We start from the raw sequence: 17,956 nt of genomic DNA, 5'->3' as shown, positions 1-17,956 counted from the left end.
GGCGCGGGGGGAACAGCGCGCCGGATCGAAGAGGAGAGGGGATGCCGGTGAGCGACGCCGTTGATCCGTCGACGTACGTCCGCGTGCGCGAGAAGAGCTCACGCGACGTGTCATATCCGCCGGCGCCCGAGCCGCTGCCGGTCGCCGTCTACGACAATCACACGCATCTCGAGATCGAGGACGGCGAGGGTCTCCCGCTCGACGAGCAGATGCGTCGGGCCGCAGAGGTGAACGTCATCGGTGCCGTCCAGGCGGGCGGCGACATCGCGTCGAGCCGGTGGTCGGCGTGGGCCGCGGCATCCCACCCGCGCGTCCTCGCGGCGGTGGCGATACATCCCAACGAAGCACCCGCGTATGCCGAGCAGGGCATGCTCGGCGAGGCCATCGCCGTGATCGACGAACTCGCCGCGCAGCCGCGCGTGCGGGCGATCGGTGAGACGGGGTTGGACTTCTTCCGCACCGACGAGACGGGCCGTCCAGCGCAGTTCGAGAGCTTCGAGGCGCACATCGCGTTGGCGAAGAAGCACGGCATCGCGATGCAGATCCACGACCGCGACGCCCACGACGCCGTTCTGGAAACCCTCGATCGGGTCGGGGCTCCCGAGCGCACGGTGTTCCACTGCTTCTCCGGCGACGCCGACATGGCGCGCATCGCCGCCGACCGCGGCTATTGGCTGAGCTTCGCGGGCAACATCACGTTCAAGAACGCGCAGAACCTGCGCGACGCGCTCGCGGTGACGCCGCGCGAGCGCATCCTCGTCGAGACGGATGCCCCGTTCCTGACGCCCACTCCGTTCCGCGGCCGGCCGAATGCGCCGTACCTCGTCCCCGTGACGGTGCGCTTCATGGCCGAGGAGCTGGGGCTCGATCTCGACGAGTTCTGCGCGCAGGTGGCATCCAACACCCTCGCCGTCTACGGCGCCTTCGAGGACTGACGGTGTCGGGCGAAGAGCTCTGGGATCTCACCGACGAGAGCGGCGCGCCGCTCGGGATCACTCATCGTCGTGCCGACCCGGTGCCCGCGGGAGCCTTCCACGTCGTGGCATCCGTGTGCGTCGAGCTCAGCGACGGGTCGGTGCTCATGACGCGCCGTGCGGAGACGAAGGACTGGCCGCTCGCGTGGGAGCTTCCGGCCGGCAGCGCCCTCGCAGGTGAGACGAGCGTCGAAGCCGCGTCGCGTGAGCTCGCCGAGGAGACCGGTCTGCGGGTCGCGCCCGAGGATCTCGTTCTCGTCGGGAGGGTCGTCGAGGAATCCGCCCTCTTCGATCTCTACGCCGCCCGGATCGCCGACGACGACGATCTCGACCTCGATCCGCTCGAGGTGTGCGAGAGCGAATGGGTGAGTGTCGAGGAGCTCTTCCGCCGTGCGGCGCGCCGCGAGATGGCAGGCCCCTGGGCGGACCGCCTCGACGAGCTCGGTCGCGACCTCGTGCAGCGCATCGAGGAGCGGCGGATCCACCGCACCCGCTGAGGCGTCGGATGCTGACGCGTCGGATGCTGACGCGTCGGATGCTGAGGAGATGACGGATCTCGAGGATTCCTGGGCCGGAACTCGTCCTCAGGAAGGTGCGTTCTCCTCAGGAAGCTGCGCGTCGTCGAGCACGGGCCGTGCCGCGGCGATCGATGAGATCGAGCGCCAGACGAGGAGGAGCGTCAACGCCGATCCGCCGAACGCGAACCACCAGGGCGCCGTGAGGCCCCAGGTCTGAGCGATCACGCCGCCGAGCGCCTGACCGATGACGAGCCCCGCGAAGACGCCGACCATGTTCACCGACGCGATGCGGCCCTGCAGCGTCAACGGCACGAGGCGCTGGCGGACGGTGGTCGAGATCGTCGCCCAGACGAACGCGTACACGCCGAAGCCGAACATGATCACGAACGCGATCGCGGGCACCGTCGTCACCGCGAAGGCGAGGTGCATGATCACTTCGAGCGTCAGACACACCCGCATGAGCGTCGCGAACGAGACGCGCCTCTCGAGCGCGCCGAAGATCCCGACACCGACGAGCCCACCCAGAGCCGATGCCGTCGTCAGCGCTCCGTAGCCGACCGGACCCATGCCGAGATGGTCGGTGGCGTACAGCACGAGAATGCCCCAGGGCGCCGCCCACGTGATGTTGAAGACCAGGATGATCATGACCAGCGTGCGCACGGGCGGGTTCGCCCGCAGCCACCGCAGACCCTCGCGGATCGGCTGCGCCGGCCGCTCGGCATCCGCCGCGTCGCGATCCGGGATCGGCGTGCGGGCGATGCGTGCGATGAGCACGATGGCCAGTGTCACGCAGATGATCTGGGTGACGAACGGCCAGAACGATCCCACCGCGAACAGGAACGCGCCCAGCGGCGGACCGGCGAGTTGGTTCGCCACCAGATAGCCGGCCTGAAGTCTGGCATTGCCGAGACCGAGATCCGCGGGACGCACGAGCATGGGCAGCAGCGTGCTGCCGGCCGTGTCGGCGAACACCTCCGCCGTTCCGTACAGGAACGCGGCCACCAGCACGATCCACACGCTCACGGCGCCGGTCACGAGGAACACGATCAGGCCGGTGACGACGAGGGCGCGCAGGGCGTTCGCGACGATGACGAGCCGGCGGCGGTCGTGATGGTCGGCCACAGACCCCGCGAACAGGCCGAAGAGCAGCCATGGCAGGTACTGCATCATGGCACCGCCGGCTACGAGGATCGGCGAACTCGTGAGCGAGGCGATGAGCAACGGGGATGCCGACAGGGCGATCCCGTCGCCGAGGTTGCTCGTCCAGGACGAGCTCAGCAACCAGCGGAAGTCACGCCCGAGGCGGCGGGGAGCGATGATCTCGCCGACGGAACGGGGACGGTCGGCGACGGGCACCACGCCATCGTAGGCGGCGCGGGGCGAGCAGGGGGGCGGGGCGGGGTGGGCTCAGCGGGTGGTCGAGCCGCGTACCAGCTCGTAGGGCAGCTCGATCGCGCGCGGCGCCTCGCCGGCATCGAGCGCGGCGAACATCACCTCGGGGGCTTTCTCCGGGTGCAGGCACAGGTGGGTGATTCCCAGGCGGGCGTTCATCTCGCAGTCGATCGTGCACAGCACCAGCAGTTGCAGATCGCGCGGCATGACGGTATCGATCTGCTCGAGATGCAGATAGATCTCGGGCCCTTCCTCGCAGTAGGCGAAGACGGCGTCGACGTCGGTGTCCAGCAGCTCGTGCAGGGCGGGCACGAGCCGTCGGCGCCCGGCATCCAGCCGCGCCACGAGCGGCGTGCGGCCGTTCACGGCGATCCAGGCGAGGTAGGCGCTCTCGCCGAGCTGGTCGCGCGGCACCTCGCTCTCGTCGACGAGGAAGCCGATGCGCTGCGCTCCGGCCTCCGCGAGGTGCGCGAGTCCGGCCCGGACCGCCGCGGCGTAACCGGTGCGGATCGTCAGCACGCCGCCGGGGACGGTGAGGTCGTTCGCCGCGACGGGGATGCCGGCGGCCACCGCGTCGCGCAGGATCGTGCGATCGTCGGCCGGATCCGGAAAGTAGAGCGCGTCGATCTGGGCGCCCGCCAGCAGGTCGGGACGGCTGTCGGGCAGCACGGTCACGGTGAATCCGCGCTCGGCTCCGGCCTGCACCAGCGCGTCGAGCTGGCGTGCCCGCTGCAGCGCCCGCCGACCGTCCTGCAGCGAGTTGGCCGCCATCACGAAGCCGATCGACATCGTGCGGCCGCTGCGCAGTGCGCTCGCATGCTTGTTCGGGGCGTAGCCGAGCTCAGCAGCGACCGCCTTGATGCGCTCGCGCGTCTCCGCGCTGAGGTTGCCGCGACCGTTCAGGGCTTGGCTGATCGCCGCCGTCGACACTCCCGCCCGCGCGGCGACGTCGCGGAGCGTGACGCGCGTCATCCGCGGTCGCCGTCCTCGTCGCCGTCGGCGGGCGGAAAGACGATGTCCACCGCACTCGTCCACTGCGAACCCGAACCTGCGGCGGCGAGGGTGTGGCCCTGCGAGATCAGACCGTGCAGCAGCGCACCGGAGAAGTGGCGGAGAGCGGCTTCGGTCTCGGCTCCCGCGCCGCGGGAACGTGCGCGTTCGATCTCGCGGTCGAGCACGGCGTGCACATGCGCGCGCATCTGGACGACCGCGGGGGCCACCTCGTGCACGCGGCGCGCCATCGCATGACGCTGCGCGGCGGTCTGCACGATGAGGCGGGCCTCGCCGATGGTCGCGAACTCGTCGATCGGCGCGTGGACGCGGATGGTGTCGAGGTCGAGCAGTTCGATGTCGGGGAACGAGCGCAGCCCCGGATCCACGTTGCGCGGCATCCCGAGGTCGATGATCAGCTGCGGCGTCGACACCGCAGCACGGGCCGCACCGTGGCTCTCGAGATCGAGGGCGAAGGTGTCGGTGGTCGTCGTGCAGGTGACGATGACGTCCGCGCGGGCGGCCTCGGCGGCGAACGCGTCGGCCGAAACGGTCGTCAGGTGCTCGCGCTTCGCGAAGCGGTCGCGCCCCGATCGCGAGTGCACGCGGATGTCGACGGCGCCGACGTCGCGCAGCGCCGCCAGGGATGCCGCGGCGTAGCGCCCGGTGCCGACGAGGAGGACCCGCGCCTCCTCCCACGACCCGAGGCGCGAGCCGGCGAGCTCGACCGCAAGGCGGACCAGGGAGCGCCCCGACTCGCCGAGCTTTGTCGAGTTCTTGACCGCGCGGGACGTCTCCGTGGCGCGCTGGAACAGGTGCTCGAGGGGAGCGGTGGTCACGCCTTCCCGGCGTGCGGCATCGAGCGCGCGCCGCACCTGCCCGGCGATCTCGTCCTCGCCGACGGCGACGGAATCGAGCCCCGACGCGACCGAGAACAGATGGCGCGCCACGTGGTTGCCGTGCGCGAACTCGACGGTCTCGCGGACGTCGCGGAAGGGCAGCGCCGACAGCTCTGCGAGGCGCTCCATCGCGGCATCCATCGCCGGCAGGGGCGAGGCGTCGTCGGGATTGTCGGCCAGATCGAAATAGGCCTCGAAGCGATTGCAGGTGGCCAGGACCACGGCTCCGCGAATGCTCTCGTGCGCCGCCGTCAGGTCGGTTGCGACGGTGTCCCCGACCACCGATAGCCGCTCCAGCGCTTCGAGAGGCGTGGTGCGCTGATGGGCGGAGAGGCAGACGAGCACGCGGGTCCAGTCGTGAGTCGAACGGAAGGGAACGAGGTTAGTATAACGATTAACGCCCACTCGAGTCCGTCCCACGGGAGCATCATCATCGCCTCTGCCACCGCCGCCGCTCATCCCCTGACCGCGCACGGCACCTCCGCCTCACGGCTGGTCCGCGCCCTCCGCGGCGATCGTCCGGAGATCACCCCCGTCTGGTTCATGCGGCAGGCCGGGCGCTCGCTTCCCGAGTACCGGGCGCTGCGTGCCACCGGGACGATGCTCGACGCCTGTCTGAGCCCGGAGCTGGCCAGCGAGATCACGATGCAGCCGGTGCGCCGGCACGGAGTGGATGCCGCGGTGTTCTTCAGCGACATCATCGTTCCGCTCCACCTCGTCGGGGTGGAGGTCGAGATCGCCGCCGGCCGCGGCCCGGTCTTCCGCAACCCCGTGCGCACCGCCGGCGAGATCGCCGCGCTCGTGCGGATCGATCCGGCACTCGTGGAGGAGCGCGGCGAGGCGGTCGTCGAGGCCGTCCAGCGCACGGTCGCCATGCTGGCGGAGGAGGGCGAGCAGCGCGGCGAGCCGCTGCCGCTCATCGGTTTCGCCGGCGCCCCGTTCACCCTCGCCGCCTATCTCGTGGAAGGCGGCCCGTCGAAAGACCACCTCGGCGCCCGCAGCCTCATCCACTCCGACCCCGCGGCCTGGGCCGACCTCACGGCCTGGCTCGCGGAGGTGACCGGGCGCTTCCTCGCCCTGCAGGTGCGTGCCGGCGCGAGCGCCGCGCAGCTGTTCGACTCGTGGGCCGGAGCGCTCGCTCCCGCCGACTACCGGCGCGCCGTGCTGCCGGCATCCGCGGCCGCCCTGGAGCCCGTTCGCGCGCTGCGCGGCGAAGGTCTCGATGTGCCCCTGATCCACTTCGTCGTCGGCACCGGCGAGATCCTCGCCGACATGGCGTCGATCGGCGTCGATGCGATCGGCGTCGACTATCGCGTCGACCTCGATGACGCCGTGACCCGCATCGGCCGCGATCTCACGGTGCAGGGCAACCTCGATCCCGCGCTGCTGTTCGCCCCCGAGGATGTGCGTCGCCGGGCGGCCCACGCCGCCCTCGCCTCGGGGCTGGCGGCGCGAGCACATGTCTTCAACCTCGGCCACGGTGTGCCGATGAACACCGACCCCACCGTGCTCACCGACCTGGTGCGCACCGTTCACGACTGGCGCGCACCCGCGGAGTCCGCGCGGTGACCACCTCTCGTACGAGCGCGCCGGCAGCCGCGACCGGCGCCGATGTCGTCGTCGTCGGCGCCGGTATGGGCGGGCTCGTCGTGGCACACGAGCTGGCGCGTGCCGGACGTGACGTGGTCGTGGTCGACGCGGCGGAAGAGGTGGGCGGGCTGCTGCGCCGCGGCACGCTCGCGGGGGTCGACATCGATCTCGGCGCGGAGTCGTTCGCGACGCGTACCGATGCGGTGGCCGCTCTCGTCGCGGATGCCGGGCTCCCGCTCGAGCTGGTCGCGCCGCGCCCCCAGGGAGCCTGGCTCGCCGTCGCGACGGATGACGGCGTGCGCCGCGCTCGCCTGCCGCGGCGGACCGTTCTCGGCATCCCCGCCGATCCCGATGCCGACGACGTCGTCGCGATCATCGGCGCCGACGGCGCCGCCCGCGCGCGCGATGAGCGACGGGTGCCCACCATCGCCGACGCCGAGCCGTCGCTGTACGACCTGGTCGCCGAACGTCTCGGTGTCCGCGTCGCCGATCGGCTTGTCGACACGCTCTGCCGGAGCGTCTACTCGCGACCCGCCGCCGAGGCCCGCTTGTCGCAGCTGCACCCCGGTCTGTGGCGCGAGTTCGTTTCCCGCGGCTCGCTTCTCGAGGCCGCGGACGCGATCGCGACCGGGCAGCGCGCCGGCGCCGCCGTCGGCGGCATCGCAGGGGGCATGTGGCGCCTTCCGACGGCGCTCGCTGAGGCCGCGGAGGCCCACGGTGCGAAGATCCGCACCGGGGTCGCGGTGCGTGCTGTGCGCTCGGATGTCGAGACGGTCACCGTCGAGACGACGAGCGGATCTCTGTCCGCTCGCTCAACGACCGGGAGCGCCCCCCGGTCGTTGAGCGAGGAGCGCAGCGACGAGTCGAAACGCGCATCCGCGCCGACGGCGGCGGCGGTCCGCCTCGTCGCGGCGGCCATCGCCCCCCCCGCCCTCGCCGCCGAACCCGTCGGCTCGGGCGTGATCGTCGACGCCGCGCTGCCGACGGCGGCCAAGGCCCTCACGCACATCACCGCCAAGTGGGACTGGGCGCGCGCCGCGACGCCAGACGGCATCCACCTCGTGCGGCTCTCCGCTCGCGACGCCGCCGCCGGTACGCTGGCCACGGCCGACGAGGTCGCCCGCGAGGTGTCGATCCTCACCGGCGTCGACGTGGCCGCGGCCGATGTCGTCGACCTGGTCGTGCAGGAGTGGACGGATGCCGTCGTCGGCGCCGCCGCGCCCGACGACCTGCCCGCGGGCATCCACCTGGCCGGGGCCGCCGCCGCCGGTACCGGCCTCGCCTCCGTCATCCCGCACGCCCGCGACCTCGCCGCCCGTCTCGACCGCGCGCTCGCGGCATCCCTCCCGTCGTCCTCCCTCCACACCCACCCGGTTTCCTAGGAGCACCGCATGACCGAACAGATCCCGCTCGGATACACCCTCTTCGCCGTCCTGGCCGGCCCCCGTCCGCGGGTGGCGCCCGACGCCGCGGCGATCGCCGAGCTGTCCGCCGCCGTCGACGCGGTCACGGCCGGCGGCGTCAGCGTGCGCGGCCTGTACGACGTCACCGGCATGCGGGGCGAAGCCGATCTCATGATCTGGCTGCACACGACGCCGGGCGCGGTCGATGACCCTGCCGTGCTCCAGAAGGCGCTGCGGGCCCTGCGCCGCACCGGCGTGCTGCAGGCGTACACGGCCGTCTGGACCGCGATGGGGGTGCACCGTGAGGCCGAGTTCAACAAGCGTCACGTGCCCGGGTACCTGCGCGGGGAGAGCGCGCGCGGCTGGCTGTGCCTGTACCCGTTCGTGCGCAGCTACGAGTGGTACCTGCTGCCCGAGGAGGAGCGCGCCGGCATGCTCGCCGAGCACGGCCGCAAGGGCGCCCGCTTCACGGAGGTCGTCGCCAACACCGTCTCGACCTTCGGACTCAGCGACTACGAGTGGCTGCTGCCGCTGGAGAGCGACGACCCGATCCACCTCGTCGACATGATGCGCGATCTGCGCGCCACGGACGCCCGGCGCCACGTGCGCGAGGAGGTCCCGTTCTACACGGGACGGCGCCTCGAGCTCGACGAGCTGGCGGAGGTGCTGAGCTGATGGCCGAGAACATCGCTCCCCGCTCCGCCGAGTTCCGTCCCAAGCCGCCCCGTGCGAGCGCCGCTCCCGTCTGCGGCGACGGATGCCGCGTGCCGGCCGCCACGGCGGCGACGTGCGCCGGCGATCCGCACGTCACCGTCCCCGTCGCCTACGACGGCGTGCTGCTGCTCGGCTTCGGCGGCCCCGAGGGTCAGGACGACGTGATCCCGTTCCTGCGCAACGTCACGGCGGGCCGCGGCATCCCCGACGAGCGCCTCGAAGAGGTGGCGCACCACTACCGTCACTTCGGCGGGATCTCGCCCATCAACGAGCACAACCGGGAGCTGAAGGCGGCACTGGATGCCGAGCTCGCCGTCCGAGGGATCGACCTGCCGGTGTACTGGGGAAACCGCAACTGGATGCCCTACGTCGCCGACGCACTGCAGGACGCCCACGACGCCGGGCACACGCGCCTGCTCGCGATCGCGACGAGCGCCTACAGCTCGTACTCGTCGTGCCGTCAGTATCGCGAGGACCTCGCCGACGCCGTGGAGGCCACCGGGCTCAGCGGCGCCGTCGAGATCGACAAGGTGCGTCAGTTCTTCGACCACCCGGGCTTCGTCACGCCCTTCGCCGAGGGCGTCGCCGACGGCCTCGCGCGCCTGCACGAAGGCGGGTTGGTCGACGACGAGATCGAGATCCTGTTCTCGACCCACTCGATACCCAACAGTGACGCCGACCGTTCCGGTCCGCCCGAGCGCGGCTTCGGCGCCGGAGGCGCGTACGTGGCACAGCACACGGCCGTCGCCGAGACGATCATGTCGCGACTGGGCTCCTCGTGCGCCTGGCAGCTCGTCTTCCAGAGCCGCTCCGGCCCGCCGCAGGTGCCGTGGCTCGAGCCCGACATCAACGACGCGATGGCCGAGCTGCCCGCCCGTGGTCGCAAGGCCGTGCTCATCGTGCCGCTCGGCTTCGTCAGCGACCACATGGAGGTGCTCTGGGACCTCGACACGGAGGCGATGGAGACGGCCGACGAGCTCGGTCTCACGGCGATCCGCACCCCGACTCCGGCGACGCACCCGGCGTACGTCGCGGGACTGGTCGACCTCATGGTCGAGCGGCTGAACGGCACCGCCGCGGCCGACCGCGCGCACGAGACGGACCTCGGACCCTGGTACGACGTGTGCCGTCCCGGATGCTGCGAGAACAAGCGACTCGGCTTCCAGCCGGCACTCGCGGGGATCGCGCCGTGACGGTGACCGACGCCGCCGCACCCGCGCCGCTGCGACTCGGAACCCGAGCGAGTCTGCTGGCCACCACGCAGTCCGGCCACGTCGCCGACGCCCTGCGGGCGGCGACCGGCCGCGAGGTGGAGCTCGTGCCGATCACGACCGCGGGCGACGTGCTCACCGGGCCCCTCGCGCAGCTCGGCGGGACCGGCGTGTTCGTCGCGGCGCTGCGTGAAGCGCTGCTGCGTGACGAGTGCGATCTCGTCGTGCACTCGATGAAGGACCTTCCCACGGCCGACGTCGCGGGCCTCGCGATCGGAGCCGTCCCGCCGCGGGCTCCCGTGGCTGACGTGCTGTGCGCGCGCGATGGCCTCACGCTCGAGGCGCTGCCGCACGGCGCCGTCGTCGGCAGCGGGTCGCCGCGCCGGGTCGCCCAGCTCCTGCGTCGCCGCCCCGACCTGCAGGTGCGCGGCATCCGCGGCAACGTCGACACGCGACTGCGCAAGGTCGACGAGGGGGAGTACGACGCGATCGTGCTCGCCGAGGCGGGTCTGACCCGCATCGGCCGCACCGACCGGATCACCGACCGCTTCGACGCCGACAGCTGGCCCACCTCTGCCGGCCAGGGAGCTCTCGCGGTCGAGGTGCGCGCGGATTCCCCGGTCGCCGCCGAGATCGCCGCCATTACCGATGCGGATGCCGAGATCACCGCACTCTGGGAGCGCGCCGTACTGCGGCTGCTGGAGGCCGGGTGCGCCGCGCCGGTCGGCATCTCCGCCCGGCGCGCGCCGGACGCCGTCACGCTGATCGCGGAGGTCTACGCCCTCGACGGTGCGCGCACCGTCCGCGTCGCGCACTCCGCGGACCCTGCCGACCTCACGACGGCGGACGGACGCGACGCGGCCGCGGCCGTCGTCGTCGCCGCCTTGATGGAGGCCGGGGCCGCCGACCTCGCCGACCTCGGTCCACGCCCCGAGGGAGAGCCCCGGTGACGGCCCTCGCCGGCGCCCGCGTCCTCGTACCGCGCGGCGGCGCATGGGGCGAGCGCGTGGCCGGCGAGCTCTCGCGTCGTGGCGCCCACCCCGTGATCGCGCCGCTCATCCGCACCGCCCCGCCGCGCGACACCACCGCGCGCGACGCCGCCTTCCGGCGGCTTGCCGACGGCGATTACGAGTGGCTGTTCGTGACGAGCGCCGCCAGTGTCGAGCAGATCGCCGTGTTCCTGTCGGCGAGTGAACGCACGGTGCCGACGTCGCTGCGAATCGCGGCGGTCGGTCAGGCCACGGCGCGCGCCGTCACCGAGCTGGGGGCGAACGTCGACTTCATCCCGCTGGGGCGCTCGTCGGCCCACGCGATGATCGCGCAGTGGTGCGCGGCGCACACGGCGACCTCGACCGGGCGCTGCCTCGTGGTGCGCTCCGACCTCGCCGGAGCTGTCGTCAGCGACGAGCTGGAGCTGCGCGGCTTCGCCGTCGACGTGTGCATCGGCTACCGCACGGTCGGCATCGATCTCGCCCCCGACGTGGCGGCCGATCTCGCCGCCGGCCGCTTCGCGATCGTGCTGCTGACCTCGCTGAGCGTCGGACGCGAGCTGCGCCGACAGGTCGGAGCGCTGCCGGCATCCACCCTCGTCGCCTCGATCGGTCCGGGCACCACCCGCGACGCGGAGCGCCTCGGCTTCGTCGTCGGTCACACCGCGCGTACACAGAGCATCGACGCACTCATCGCCGAGCTCGACACCCTTCCCCGACTCCAGGAGGTCACCCGATGACCGCGTTCCCCGTCCGCCGCCTGCGCCGCCTGCGCCGGAGCCCGGCCCTGCGACGCCTCGTCGCCGAGACCGACCTGAGCCCGCGCCGGCTCGTCCTGCCGGTGTTCGTGAAGGAGGACATCGCCGAGGCGCAGCCGATTGCGAGCATGCCCAGGGTTCACCAATACCCCCTCGCCCAGCTCGCGGCCGTGGTCGATGTGGCCGCGGAGGCCGGCATCGGCGGCATCATGCTGTTCGGTGTTCCCGCCGTGCGCGACGCCGTCGGCAGCGGCGCGACCGATCCCGACGGCATCCTCAATCGCGCGATCGCCGTGGCGGCCGCGGCGGCGAAGGGGCGACTGACGGTGCAGGCGGACCTCTGCCTCGACGAGTTCACCGACCACGGCCACTGCGGCGTGCTCGCCGCCGACGGATCGGTCGACAACGACGCGACCCTCGAGGTGTACGCGCGGATGGCGCTCGCCCAGGCCGAGGCCGGCGCCGACATCCTCGGCCTGTCGGGCATGATGGACGGCCAGGTCGCCGCGTGCCGTGCGGCGCTGGATGCCGCGGGGCGCAGCGACGTCGTGATCCTCGCCTACTCCGCCAAGTACGCCTCGGCGTTCTACGGTCCGTTCCGCGACGCCGTCGAGTCGACCCTCACCGGCGACCGTCGCACCTACCAGCTCGACGCCGCCAACGGCCGCGAGGGCGTGCAGGAGGCCCTCGCCGACATCGACGAGGGCGCCGACATCGTCATGGTCAAGCCCGCGGGCCCGTATCTCGATGTGCTCGCCGAGGTCGCCGCCGTGTCGTCCGTGCCGGTCTGGGCCTACCAGGTGTCGGGGGAGTACGCGATGATCGAGCACGCCGCCGCCGCCGGTGTCATCGACCGTGAGCGTGCGATCGGGGAGAGCATCCTCGGCATCCGCCGCGCCGGCGCCGAGGCGATTCTGACGTATTGGGCGATCGAGGTCGCCGGCTGGCTCCGAGAGGGACGCGCACTCGCATGACCGACACCAACGACGCCCTGTTCAGCCGTGCCCGCGCGGTCATCCCCGGTGGCGTGGATTCGCCCGTGCGCGCGTACGGCTCCGTCGGCGGCACGCCGCGCTTCCTCGTCGAGGCCGCGGGCGCGTATGTGACGGATGCCGAGGGCCGCCGCTACGTCGACCTCGTCGCCAGCTGGGGCCCGGCGCTGCTCGGCCACGCCCATCCGGAGGTCGTCGCCGCCGTCCAGGCCGCCGCCGCGCGCGGACTGTCGTTCGGAGCGCCGACCCCGGCCGAGGCGGAGCTCGTGGAGGAGATCGTGCGACGGGTGCCGGCCGTGCAGAAGGCGCGGCTGGTGTCCACGGGCACCGAGGCGACCATGACCGCCATCCGCCTGGCGCGCGGCGCCACCGGCCGCGACCTCCTCGTCAAGTTCGCGGGCCACTACCACGGTCACTCCGACGGTCTGCTGGCCGCCGCCGGGTCGGGGCTGGCGACCTTCGCATTGCCGGGCTCTGCCGGCGTGCCGGAGGCCGTCGCGGCGCAGACGTTGGTCGTCCCGTACAACGACCGTGCCGCGCTGGAGGAGGTCTTCGCCGCCCACTCCGGCCGCATCGCCGCCGTGATCACCGAGGCGGCGGCGGCGAACATGGGCGTTGTCGCCCCGGCATCCGGGTTCTCCACGTTCGTCGCCGAGCTCTGCCGCCGCGAGGGCGCCCTGCTGATCAGCGACGAGGTGCTCACCGGGTTCCGCGCCGCCCCGGGCGGCTACGCCCAGGTGCTCGCGGATGCGGGTGAGACGGTCGTCCCCGACCTCGTCACCTTCGGCAAGGTCATCGGCGGCGGGCTGCCGGTCGCCGCGGTGGGCGGCCGCGCCGACGTCATGGACATGCTCGCCCCGCTGGGGCCGGTGTACCAGGCCGGCACGCTGAGCGGAAACCCCGTCGCGGTCGCCGCGGGGCTCGCGACGCTTCGTCTGGCCGATGCCTCCGCGTACGCCCGGCTGGCAGCGGCGGCCGACGCGGTCGCCGACGCGGCGACGGCGGCGCTGACTGCGGCCGGGGTGCCCCACGTGCTGCAGCGGGCGGGAACCCTGTTCAGCGTCTTCTTCGGCGCCGAGGTGGTCGGCGGTGTGTCGGACTACGCGACGGCGCAGCGTCAGGACACGGCCGCCTACGGCCGCTTCTTCCACGCGATGCTGGACGCCGGCGTCTCGCTGCCGCCGTCGGCGTTCGAGGCGTGGTTCCTCACCGCCGCGCACGACGATGCCGCGGTGGCGCAGATCGTCGACGCCCTGCCCGCGGCCGCCCGCGCCGCGGCATCCGCCTGATCGCGCGCTTCGGTTGGCGCGTGCGCCGAGAACGCCGCGCGCGTTCCCGGTGCGCGCGCCAGGTGAATGCCGGCGTCGTGCGCGCAGCGATGTCGGTGGCCCGGGCTAGCGTCGGGGCATGAACACCGACGAGCTGTTTCTGCGTTCCGACGCGGCCCTGCGCGACGTGATCGACCGGATCGGTCCGGCCGATCTCACCCGGTCGGCACCCGCCGAGTGGACCTCCACGGCGAACCCCACGTTCCGTGACATCCTGCAGGCGCACACGTACGACGAGGCGTGGGTTCCCGACGTCCTGCGCGGACGTGCGGCGGCCGACGGCGACGACCTGCGCGGCGTCGATCTGCTGGGCGACGATCCGATCGGCGCCTACGACGCGCGCAACGATGCCGCGACCGCCGCCGTGCGCGCCGGCGGCTACGCCGACACGTTCCGGTTCAGCTACGGCGACTATTCGGCCGCCGAAGGGTTCGCGCACCTGGCCACGTATCGGGCATTCCAGGCGTGGCAGATCGCGAAGCATCTCGGCATCCCGTTCCACCTGTCACCCGAGCTGATCGCCGATCTCGAGGAACACGTCGTGGCGTTCGCGGACGAGTGGCGCCAGTGGGGCGTGTTCCCTCCCGCTATCGAGGCACCGGCCGATGCCGACGACGAGACGCGTCTGCTCTGCGCCGTCGGCTACTGGATCCCGTAGGGGGCGATCGCGGCGTCCCTCGAGCCGGCGGCCCCGCCGGATAGGCTGGAGCGCATGCCCGTGACCCTGCTCGGAGCCGCCGAGATCCGCGCGCTCGCCGCCGACCTCGACGTGACACCGACGAAGAAGCTCGGTCAGAACTTCGTCGTCGATGCCAACACCGTGCGAAAGATCGTGCACGTCGCGGAGGTGACGGCCGCCGACCGGGTCGTCGAGGTGGGCCCCGGGCTGGGCTCTCTCACACTCGCGATTCTGGAGACCGGCGCTGCGGTCACCGCCGTGGAGATCGATCATCGCCTCGCCGAGCGTCTGCCGGCCACGGCCGCGTCGCACGGCGTCGCCGCCGGTGCGCTGACGGTCGTGGATGCCGACGCCCTTCGCGTCACCGCGCTTCCGGGTGATCCGAACGTGCTCGTCGCCAACCTGCCGTACAACGTCAGCGTGCCGGTGCTGCTGCACTTCATGGAGACCTTTCCGGGCCTTGAGCGCGGTGTCGTGATGGTGCAGGCGGAGGTGGGGGAGCGGCTCGCCGCTCCGCCGGGATCCAAGGTCTACGGAGCGCCCAGCGTCAAGGCCGCCTGGTACGGCCCGTGGCGGCTGGCCGGCACCGTCTCTCGGCAGGTCTTCTGGCCGGTGCCCAACGTCGACAGCGTGCTCGTCGGGTTCCGTCGCGACCTCGAGCCGCGCGGCGACGAGGCGCTTCGTCGCGCGACGTTCCAGGTGGTGGATGCCGCATTCCAGCAGCGCCGCAAGATGCTGCGGCAGGCGCTGGCACCGGTGCTCGGCGGATCGTCGAGCACCGCGTCGGCGGTGTTGGAGGCTGCAGGCGTCGACCCGACGGCGCGTGGCGAGCAGCTCACGATCGCGGACTTCGTCGCGATCGCCCGCACGCTTCGGTAAGCGCCGGTGCGCGCGCCGCGCCTCGCCGTGACCCGCTGACCGTCGGTCGGCGACATGTCGCGTCCTGTTCACCGCGCGGTCACGAAACATGCTTGTAACATTGCGCCCATGCGTATGGCCGAGCATCCTGCTCCCGAACGGGTCCTGCTCCATCTCAGCGACACCCATCTGCGCGCCGCCGGCTCGCGCATCTGGGACCGCGTCTCGGGGGAAGAACACCTCGCTCGTGCGTTGTCCGGAATCGAAGCGTCGGGCGTGCGTCCCGACGCGATCGTGGTGACGGGTGACCTCGTCGACCTCGGCGAACGTGCCGCCTATGCCACGCTGCGCGCGATGGTGGAACCCGTGGCCGCACGCCTCGAGGCGCCGGTGGTGTGGGTGATGGGAAACCACGACGATCGCGCCGCGTTCCGCAGCGAGCTCTGGGACGACGAGGATGCGGACCTTCGCCCCGTCGATCGCGTCGACGAGTTCGACGGCCTGCGCATCGTCACGCTGGACACCTCCGTGCCGGGGCATCACTACGGCGAGATCAGCGACGCGCAGCTGGCCTGGCTCGCCACCGTGCTCGTCACGCCCGCGCCGCTGGGCACGATCCTCGCCATGCATCACCCGCCCGTGCCGAGCGTGCTCGCGCTCGCGGCGAGCGTGGAGCTGCGCGATCAGGCGCGGCTCGCCCGTGTGGTGCGCGGCACCGACGTCCGCGCGATCATCGCCGGGCATCTTCACTACTCGACGTTCGCGACGTTTGCCGGCATCCCCGTCTCGGTCGCCTCATCGACCTGCTACGCGCAGGATCTCACCGTGCCGGTCGGCGGCACCCGTCCGCAGGACGGCGCGCAGTCCTACAACCTCGTCCACGTGTACGACGACACCGTCGTCCACTCCGTGGTCCCGGTCGACGTATCGCGCGTCATGGAGTACACCGACCCCGAGGCGGCTCAGCGACTCCTCGCGGACGCGGGGATCACCGGCGTCGGCGTGCAGCGGCCGTCGGCGCCGCCGACACGCCCGGTGTCCGTGCTGCACTGACCGGCGTCTCCCACGGGGCACGCACCGGGAACATCCGCTCGAGCGTCTCGCGGAGCATCCGCACGCGCAGCTCCTCCGGCACCTCCGTCTCGCCGCCGTCGTTCAGGCAGAACATGTCGGCGTCGCGGCGTTGCTCCAAACGGCGCATCTTCTTCAGTGACGAGGCCATCGTGGTCTGCACGTACTGCACGCGCGGCTCGTTCGTCGCGATCGCGCGTCCGGTCATCAGTGCGTAGTAGTGATAGAGGCTGTTGGTCACCGAGACGTCGGTCGCGCTGCGGAAGCGGGATGCCGCCGTGCGCGCGATGTCGTCGGCGAACTCGCGCTCCACCTCCGCGGCCACGCTTCGCCGCATCGGGGCCGCGCAGTGCTCGAGGTCGCGCAGGATCACCCGCCCGAAGCGCTCCCGCAGGAGCTCTCGATTGACGCGCAGCGCGTTGTCGTGGCCGGATCGTTCCGTGCGTGTGGGGCCGGCCCCGATGCGGACGTCGCACTCGACGAACTTGGTGAGACCGCCCGCGGTGAAGAACATCTCCGCCGTCACGGGGCGGCCGAAGAACATGTCGTCGTTCGAGTAGAGGAAGTGCTCGGCCAGCCCGTCGATGCGGTGCAGTTGCGCCTCGACGGCGTGGGAGTTGTGCGTGGGGAGTACGGACGGGTCGGCGAAGAACTCCTCGCTGCGCACGACCGTCACCCGCGGGTGCTCCGCCAGCCAGGCGGGATGCGGCGAGTCGGTGGCGATGAAGATGCGTCGCACCCAGGGTGCGTACATGTGGACGCTGCGCAGCGCATACCGCAGCTCGTCGACGTGACGGTAGCGGGCGGGCCCGTCGTCGCCCTTGCCGACGACGTACTCCTCTTGCTGCGCGGCGCGCTGTCGCTGGAACTCGCTGGCCGATCCGTCGACCCAGGAGAAGACCATGTCGATGTCGACGCTGACCTGGTGGGGGCGTGCGTCGAACATGCCCACCACGGTGCGCCACGACCTGCCGTAGCGCCAGACCGTCGTGGGAACGAGGTCGGATGCCGGGAAGACCCGCCGCGTGAGCGCGTTCGGTCGTGGCGTGTGGACCAGCTCGCTGGCCGTCCGCCACGTCTCCAGACGCACCCCCTGCGCGCTGCCGTAGCGCAGTGATCCGCTCTGCGTGATCCGCGGGCGAAACAGCCGCAGAGCCCACACGGCGTCGGCGTCGGGGAGGGGTAGATCGACGGCGAGGCGGGCGGGACCGCCCGGCGTCTTCGCGTACAGCGGCTCTTGCGCTCCGGCGGCGGCGAGGGCGCGCAGGGCCGCGCGTCCCTCCGCGGCATCGACCACGATCACCACGGCGCCGTGGTCGTCTTGGGCGAGCAGCGGATCGATGCCGGCGGCGACCAGGGCGTCGGCGACCAGTCCGATGTCCGCGATGCGCGCCATCTCGGGCGTGAGGTCGTCGTGGACGACGTGGAGGATGCCGTCCACCCAGCGCAGGTCGTCGCGGGCGAGCAGGCTCGACCAGGGATGCGGGTGCGGCGAGAGTGCCTCCAGTGCTGCCATTACGCGGACCGCCCTTCATCGTCGGAGAGCCTCAGCGTACGTTGCCGGCGTTTCCCGCGCGTTTCGGGAGCGAC

The 17,956-nt window shown here is 72.1% G+C and carries 17 protein-coding genes; 13 read left to right on the top strand and 4 right to left on the bottom strand.

Features of this window, described 5'->3' with window-relative positions; all coding sequences use genetic code 11:
* The first annotated feature begins 41 nt into the window (after positions 1-41).
* Both ABS64_RS10485 and ABS64_RS10480 read left to right on the top strand, forming a co-directional pair.
* On the top strand, positions 42-935 hold the full coding sequence (locus ABS64_RS10485; protein ID WP_292683423.1) for a TatD family hydrolase: 894 nt from the start codon (positions 42-44) through the stop codon (positions 933-935).
* 2 nt (positions 936-937) lie between these two features.
* Entirely contained in the window at positions 938-1,471 is a 534-nt protein-coding gene (locus tag ABS64_RS10480) for an NUDIX hydrolase (RefSeq protein WP_051498709.1), read from the top strand.
* An 87-nt stretch (positions 1,472-1,558) separates the two neighbouring features.
* Here the strand turns inward: ABS64_RS10480 and ABS64_RS10475 are convergent, their stop codons facing one another.
* From ABS64_RS10475 to ABS64_RS10465, 3 genes are read right to left on the bottom strand one after another with little or no spacing between them, the layout of a single operon-like run.
* Complete coding sequence (locus ABS64_RS10475; protein ID WP_292683421.1) at positions 1,559-2,848, bottom strand: MFS transporter; 1,290 nt, start codon at positions 2,846-2,848, stop codon at positions 1,559-1,561.
* A gap of 51 nt (positions 2,849-2,899) precedes the next feature.
* Complete coding sequence (locus ABS64_RS10470; RefSeq protein WP_292683420.1) at positions 2,900-3,856, bottom strand: LacI family DNA-binding transcriptional regulator; 957 nt, start codon at positions 3,854-3,856, stop codon at positions 2,900-2,902.
* The gene (locus ABS64_RS10465) at positions 3,853-5,232 is read right to left on the bottom strand and encodes a glutamyl-tRNA reductase (protein WP_292683418.1); all 1,380 of its coding nucleotides are present in this window, start codon (positions 5,230-5,232) and stop codon (positions 3,853-3,855) included. The genes ABS64_RS10470 and ABS64_RS10465 overlap by 4 nt, the downstream gene beginning before the upstream one ends.
* A 33-nt stretch (positions 5,233-5,265) precedes the next feature.
* Here ABS64_RS10465 and hemE point away from each other — a divergent pair, with 33 nt between their 5' ends.
* From hemE to ABS64_RS10410, 11 genes are all read left to right on the top strand, one after another.
* Complete coding sequence (hemE, locus tag ABS64_RS10460; protein WP_292683481.1) at positions 5,266-6,342, top strand: uroporphyrinogen decarboxylase; 1,077 nt, start codon at positions 5,266-5,268, stop codon at positions 6,340-6,342.
* Positions 6,339-7,745 carry an FAD-dependent oxidoreductase gene (locus tag ABS64_RS10455; RefSeq protein ID WP_292683416.1) on the top strand — a complete coding sequence of 469 codons (1,407 nt, stop codon included), beginning with the start codon at positions 6,339-6,341 and terminating at the stop codon, positions 7,743-7,745. The genes hemE and ABS64_RS10455 overlap by 4 nt, the downstream gene beginning before the upstream one ends.
* A gap of 9 nt (positions 7,746-7,754) precedes the next feature.
* Positions 7,755-8,441, top strand: coding sequence for a hydrogen peroxide-dependent heme synthase (hemQ, locus tag ABS64_RS10450; RefSeq protein WP_288121690.1), 687 nt, complete (start codon positions 7,755-7,757; stop codon positions 8,439-8,441).
* The gene (locus ABS64_RS10445; RefSeq protein ID WP_288121689.1) at positions 8,441-9,673 is read left to right on the top strand and encodes a ferrochelatase; all 1,233 of its coding nucleotides are present in this window, start codon (positions 8,441-8,443) and stop codon (positions 9,671-9,673) included. The genes hemQ and ABS64_RS10445 overlap by 1 nt, the downstream gene beginning before the upstream one ends.
* Entirely contained in the window at positions 9,670-10,641 is a 972-nt protein-coding gene (hemC, locus tag ABS64_RS10440) for a hydroxymethylbilane synthase (protein WP_292683414.1), read from the top strand. Before ABS64_RS10445 ends, hemC begins: the two co-directional genes overlap by 4 nt.
* Positions 10,638-11,420, top strand: coding sequence for a uroporphyrinogen-III synthase (locus ABS64_RS10435; protein ID WP_036284713.1), 783 nt, complete (start codon positions 10,638-10,640; stop codon positions 11,418-11,420). Before hemC ends, ABS64_RS10435 begins: the two co-directional genes overlap by 4 nt.
* Positions 11,417-12,412, top strand: a complete 996-nt coding sequence (hemB, locus tag ABS64_RS10430) for a porphobilinogen synthase (RefSeq protein ID WP_036284716.1) — start codon at positions 11,417-11,419, stop codon at positions 12,410-12,412. The genes ABS64_RS10435 and hemB overlap by 4 nt, the downstream gene beginning before the upstream one ends.
* The gene (hemL, locus tag ABS64_RS10425) at positions 12,409-13,719 is read left to right on the top strand and encodes a glutamate-1-semialdehyde 2,1-aminomutase (RefSeq protein WP_036284719.1); all 1,311 of its coding nucleotides are present in this window, start codon (positions 12,409-12,411) and stop codon (positions 13,717-13,719) included. Before hemB ends, hemL begins: the two co-directional genes overlap by 4 nt.
* Before the next feature lie 118 nt (positions 13,720-13,837).
* Positions 13,838-14,416, top strand: a complete 579-nt coding sequence (locus ABS64_RS10420; protein WP_036284722.1) for a hypothetical protein — start codon at positions 13,838-13,840, stop codon at positions 14,414-14,416.
* A 54-nt stretch (positions 14,417-14,470) separates the two neighbouring features.
* Positions 14,471-15,316 carry a 16S rRNA (adenine(1518)-N(6)/adenine(1519)-N(6))-dimethyltransferase RsmA gene (gene rsmA, locus ABS64_RS10415; RefSeq protein WP_036284724.1) on the top strand — a complete coding sequence of 282 codons (846 nt, stop codon included), beginning with the start codon at positions 14,471-14,473 and terminating at the stop codon, positions 15,314-15,316.
* Between the two features lie 108 nt (positions 15,317-15,424).
* A complete protein-coding gene (locus tag ABS64_RS10410) occupies positions 15,425-16,348 on the top strand; it encodes a phosphodiesterase (RefSeq protein WP_036284726.1) in 924 nt (307 codons plus the stop codon).
* On the opposite strand, the gene ABS64_RS10405 is transcribed toward ABS64_RS10410, so the two are convergent.
* Positions 16,284-17,882 carry a stealth conserved region 3 domain-containing protein gene (locus ABS64_RS10405; protein WP_036284729.1) on the bottom strand — a complete coding sequence of 533 codons (1,599 nt, stop codon included), beginning with the start codon at positions 17,880-17,882 and terminating at the stop codon, positions 16,284-16,286. The genes ABS64_RS10410 and ABS64_RS10405 overlap by 65 nt on opposite strands.
* Between the last annotated feature and the right edge of the window lie 74 nt (positions 17,883-17,956).

This window comes from Microbacterium sp. SCN 69-37 (assembly GCF_001724435.1).
GTDB lineage: Bacteria > Actinomycetota > Actinomycetes > Actinomycetales > Microbacteriaceae > Microbacterium > Microbacterium laevaniformans.
This window is presented reverse-complemented; position numbering and strand designations above follow the sequence as displayed.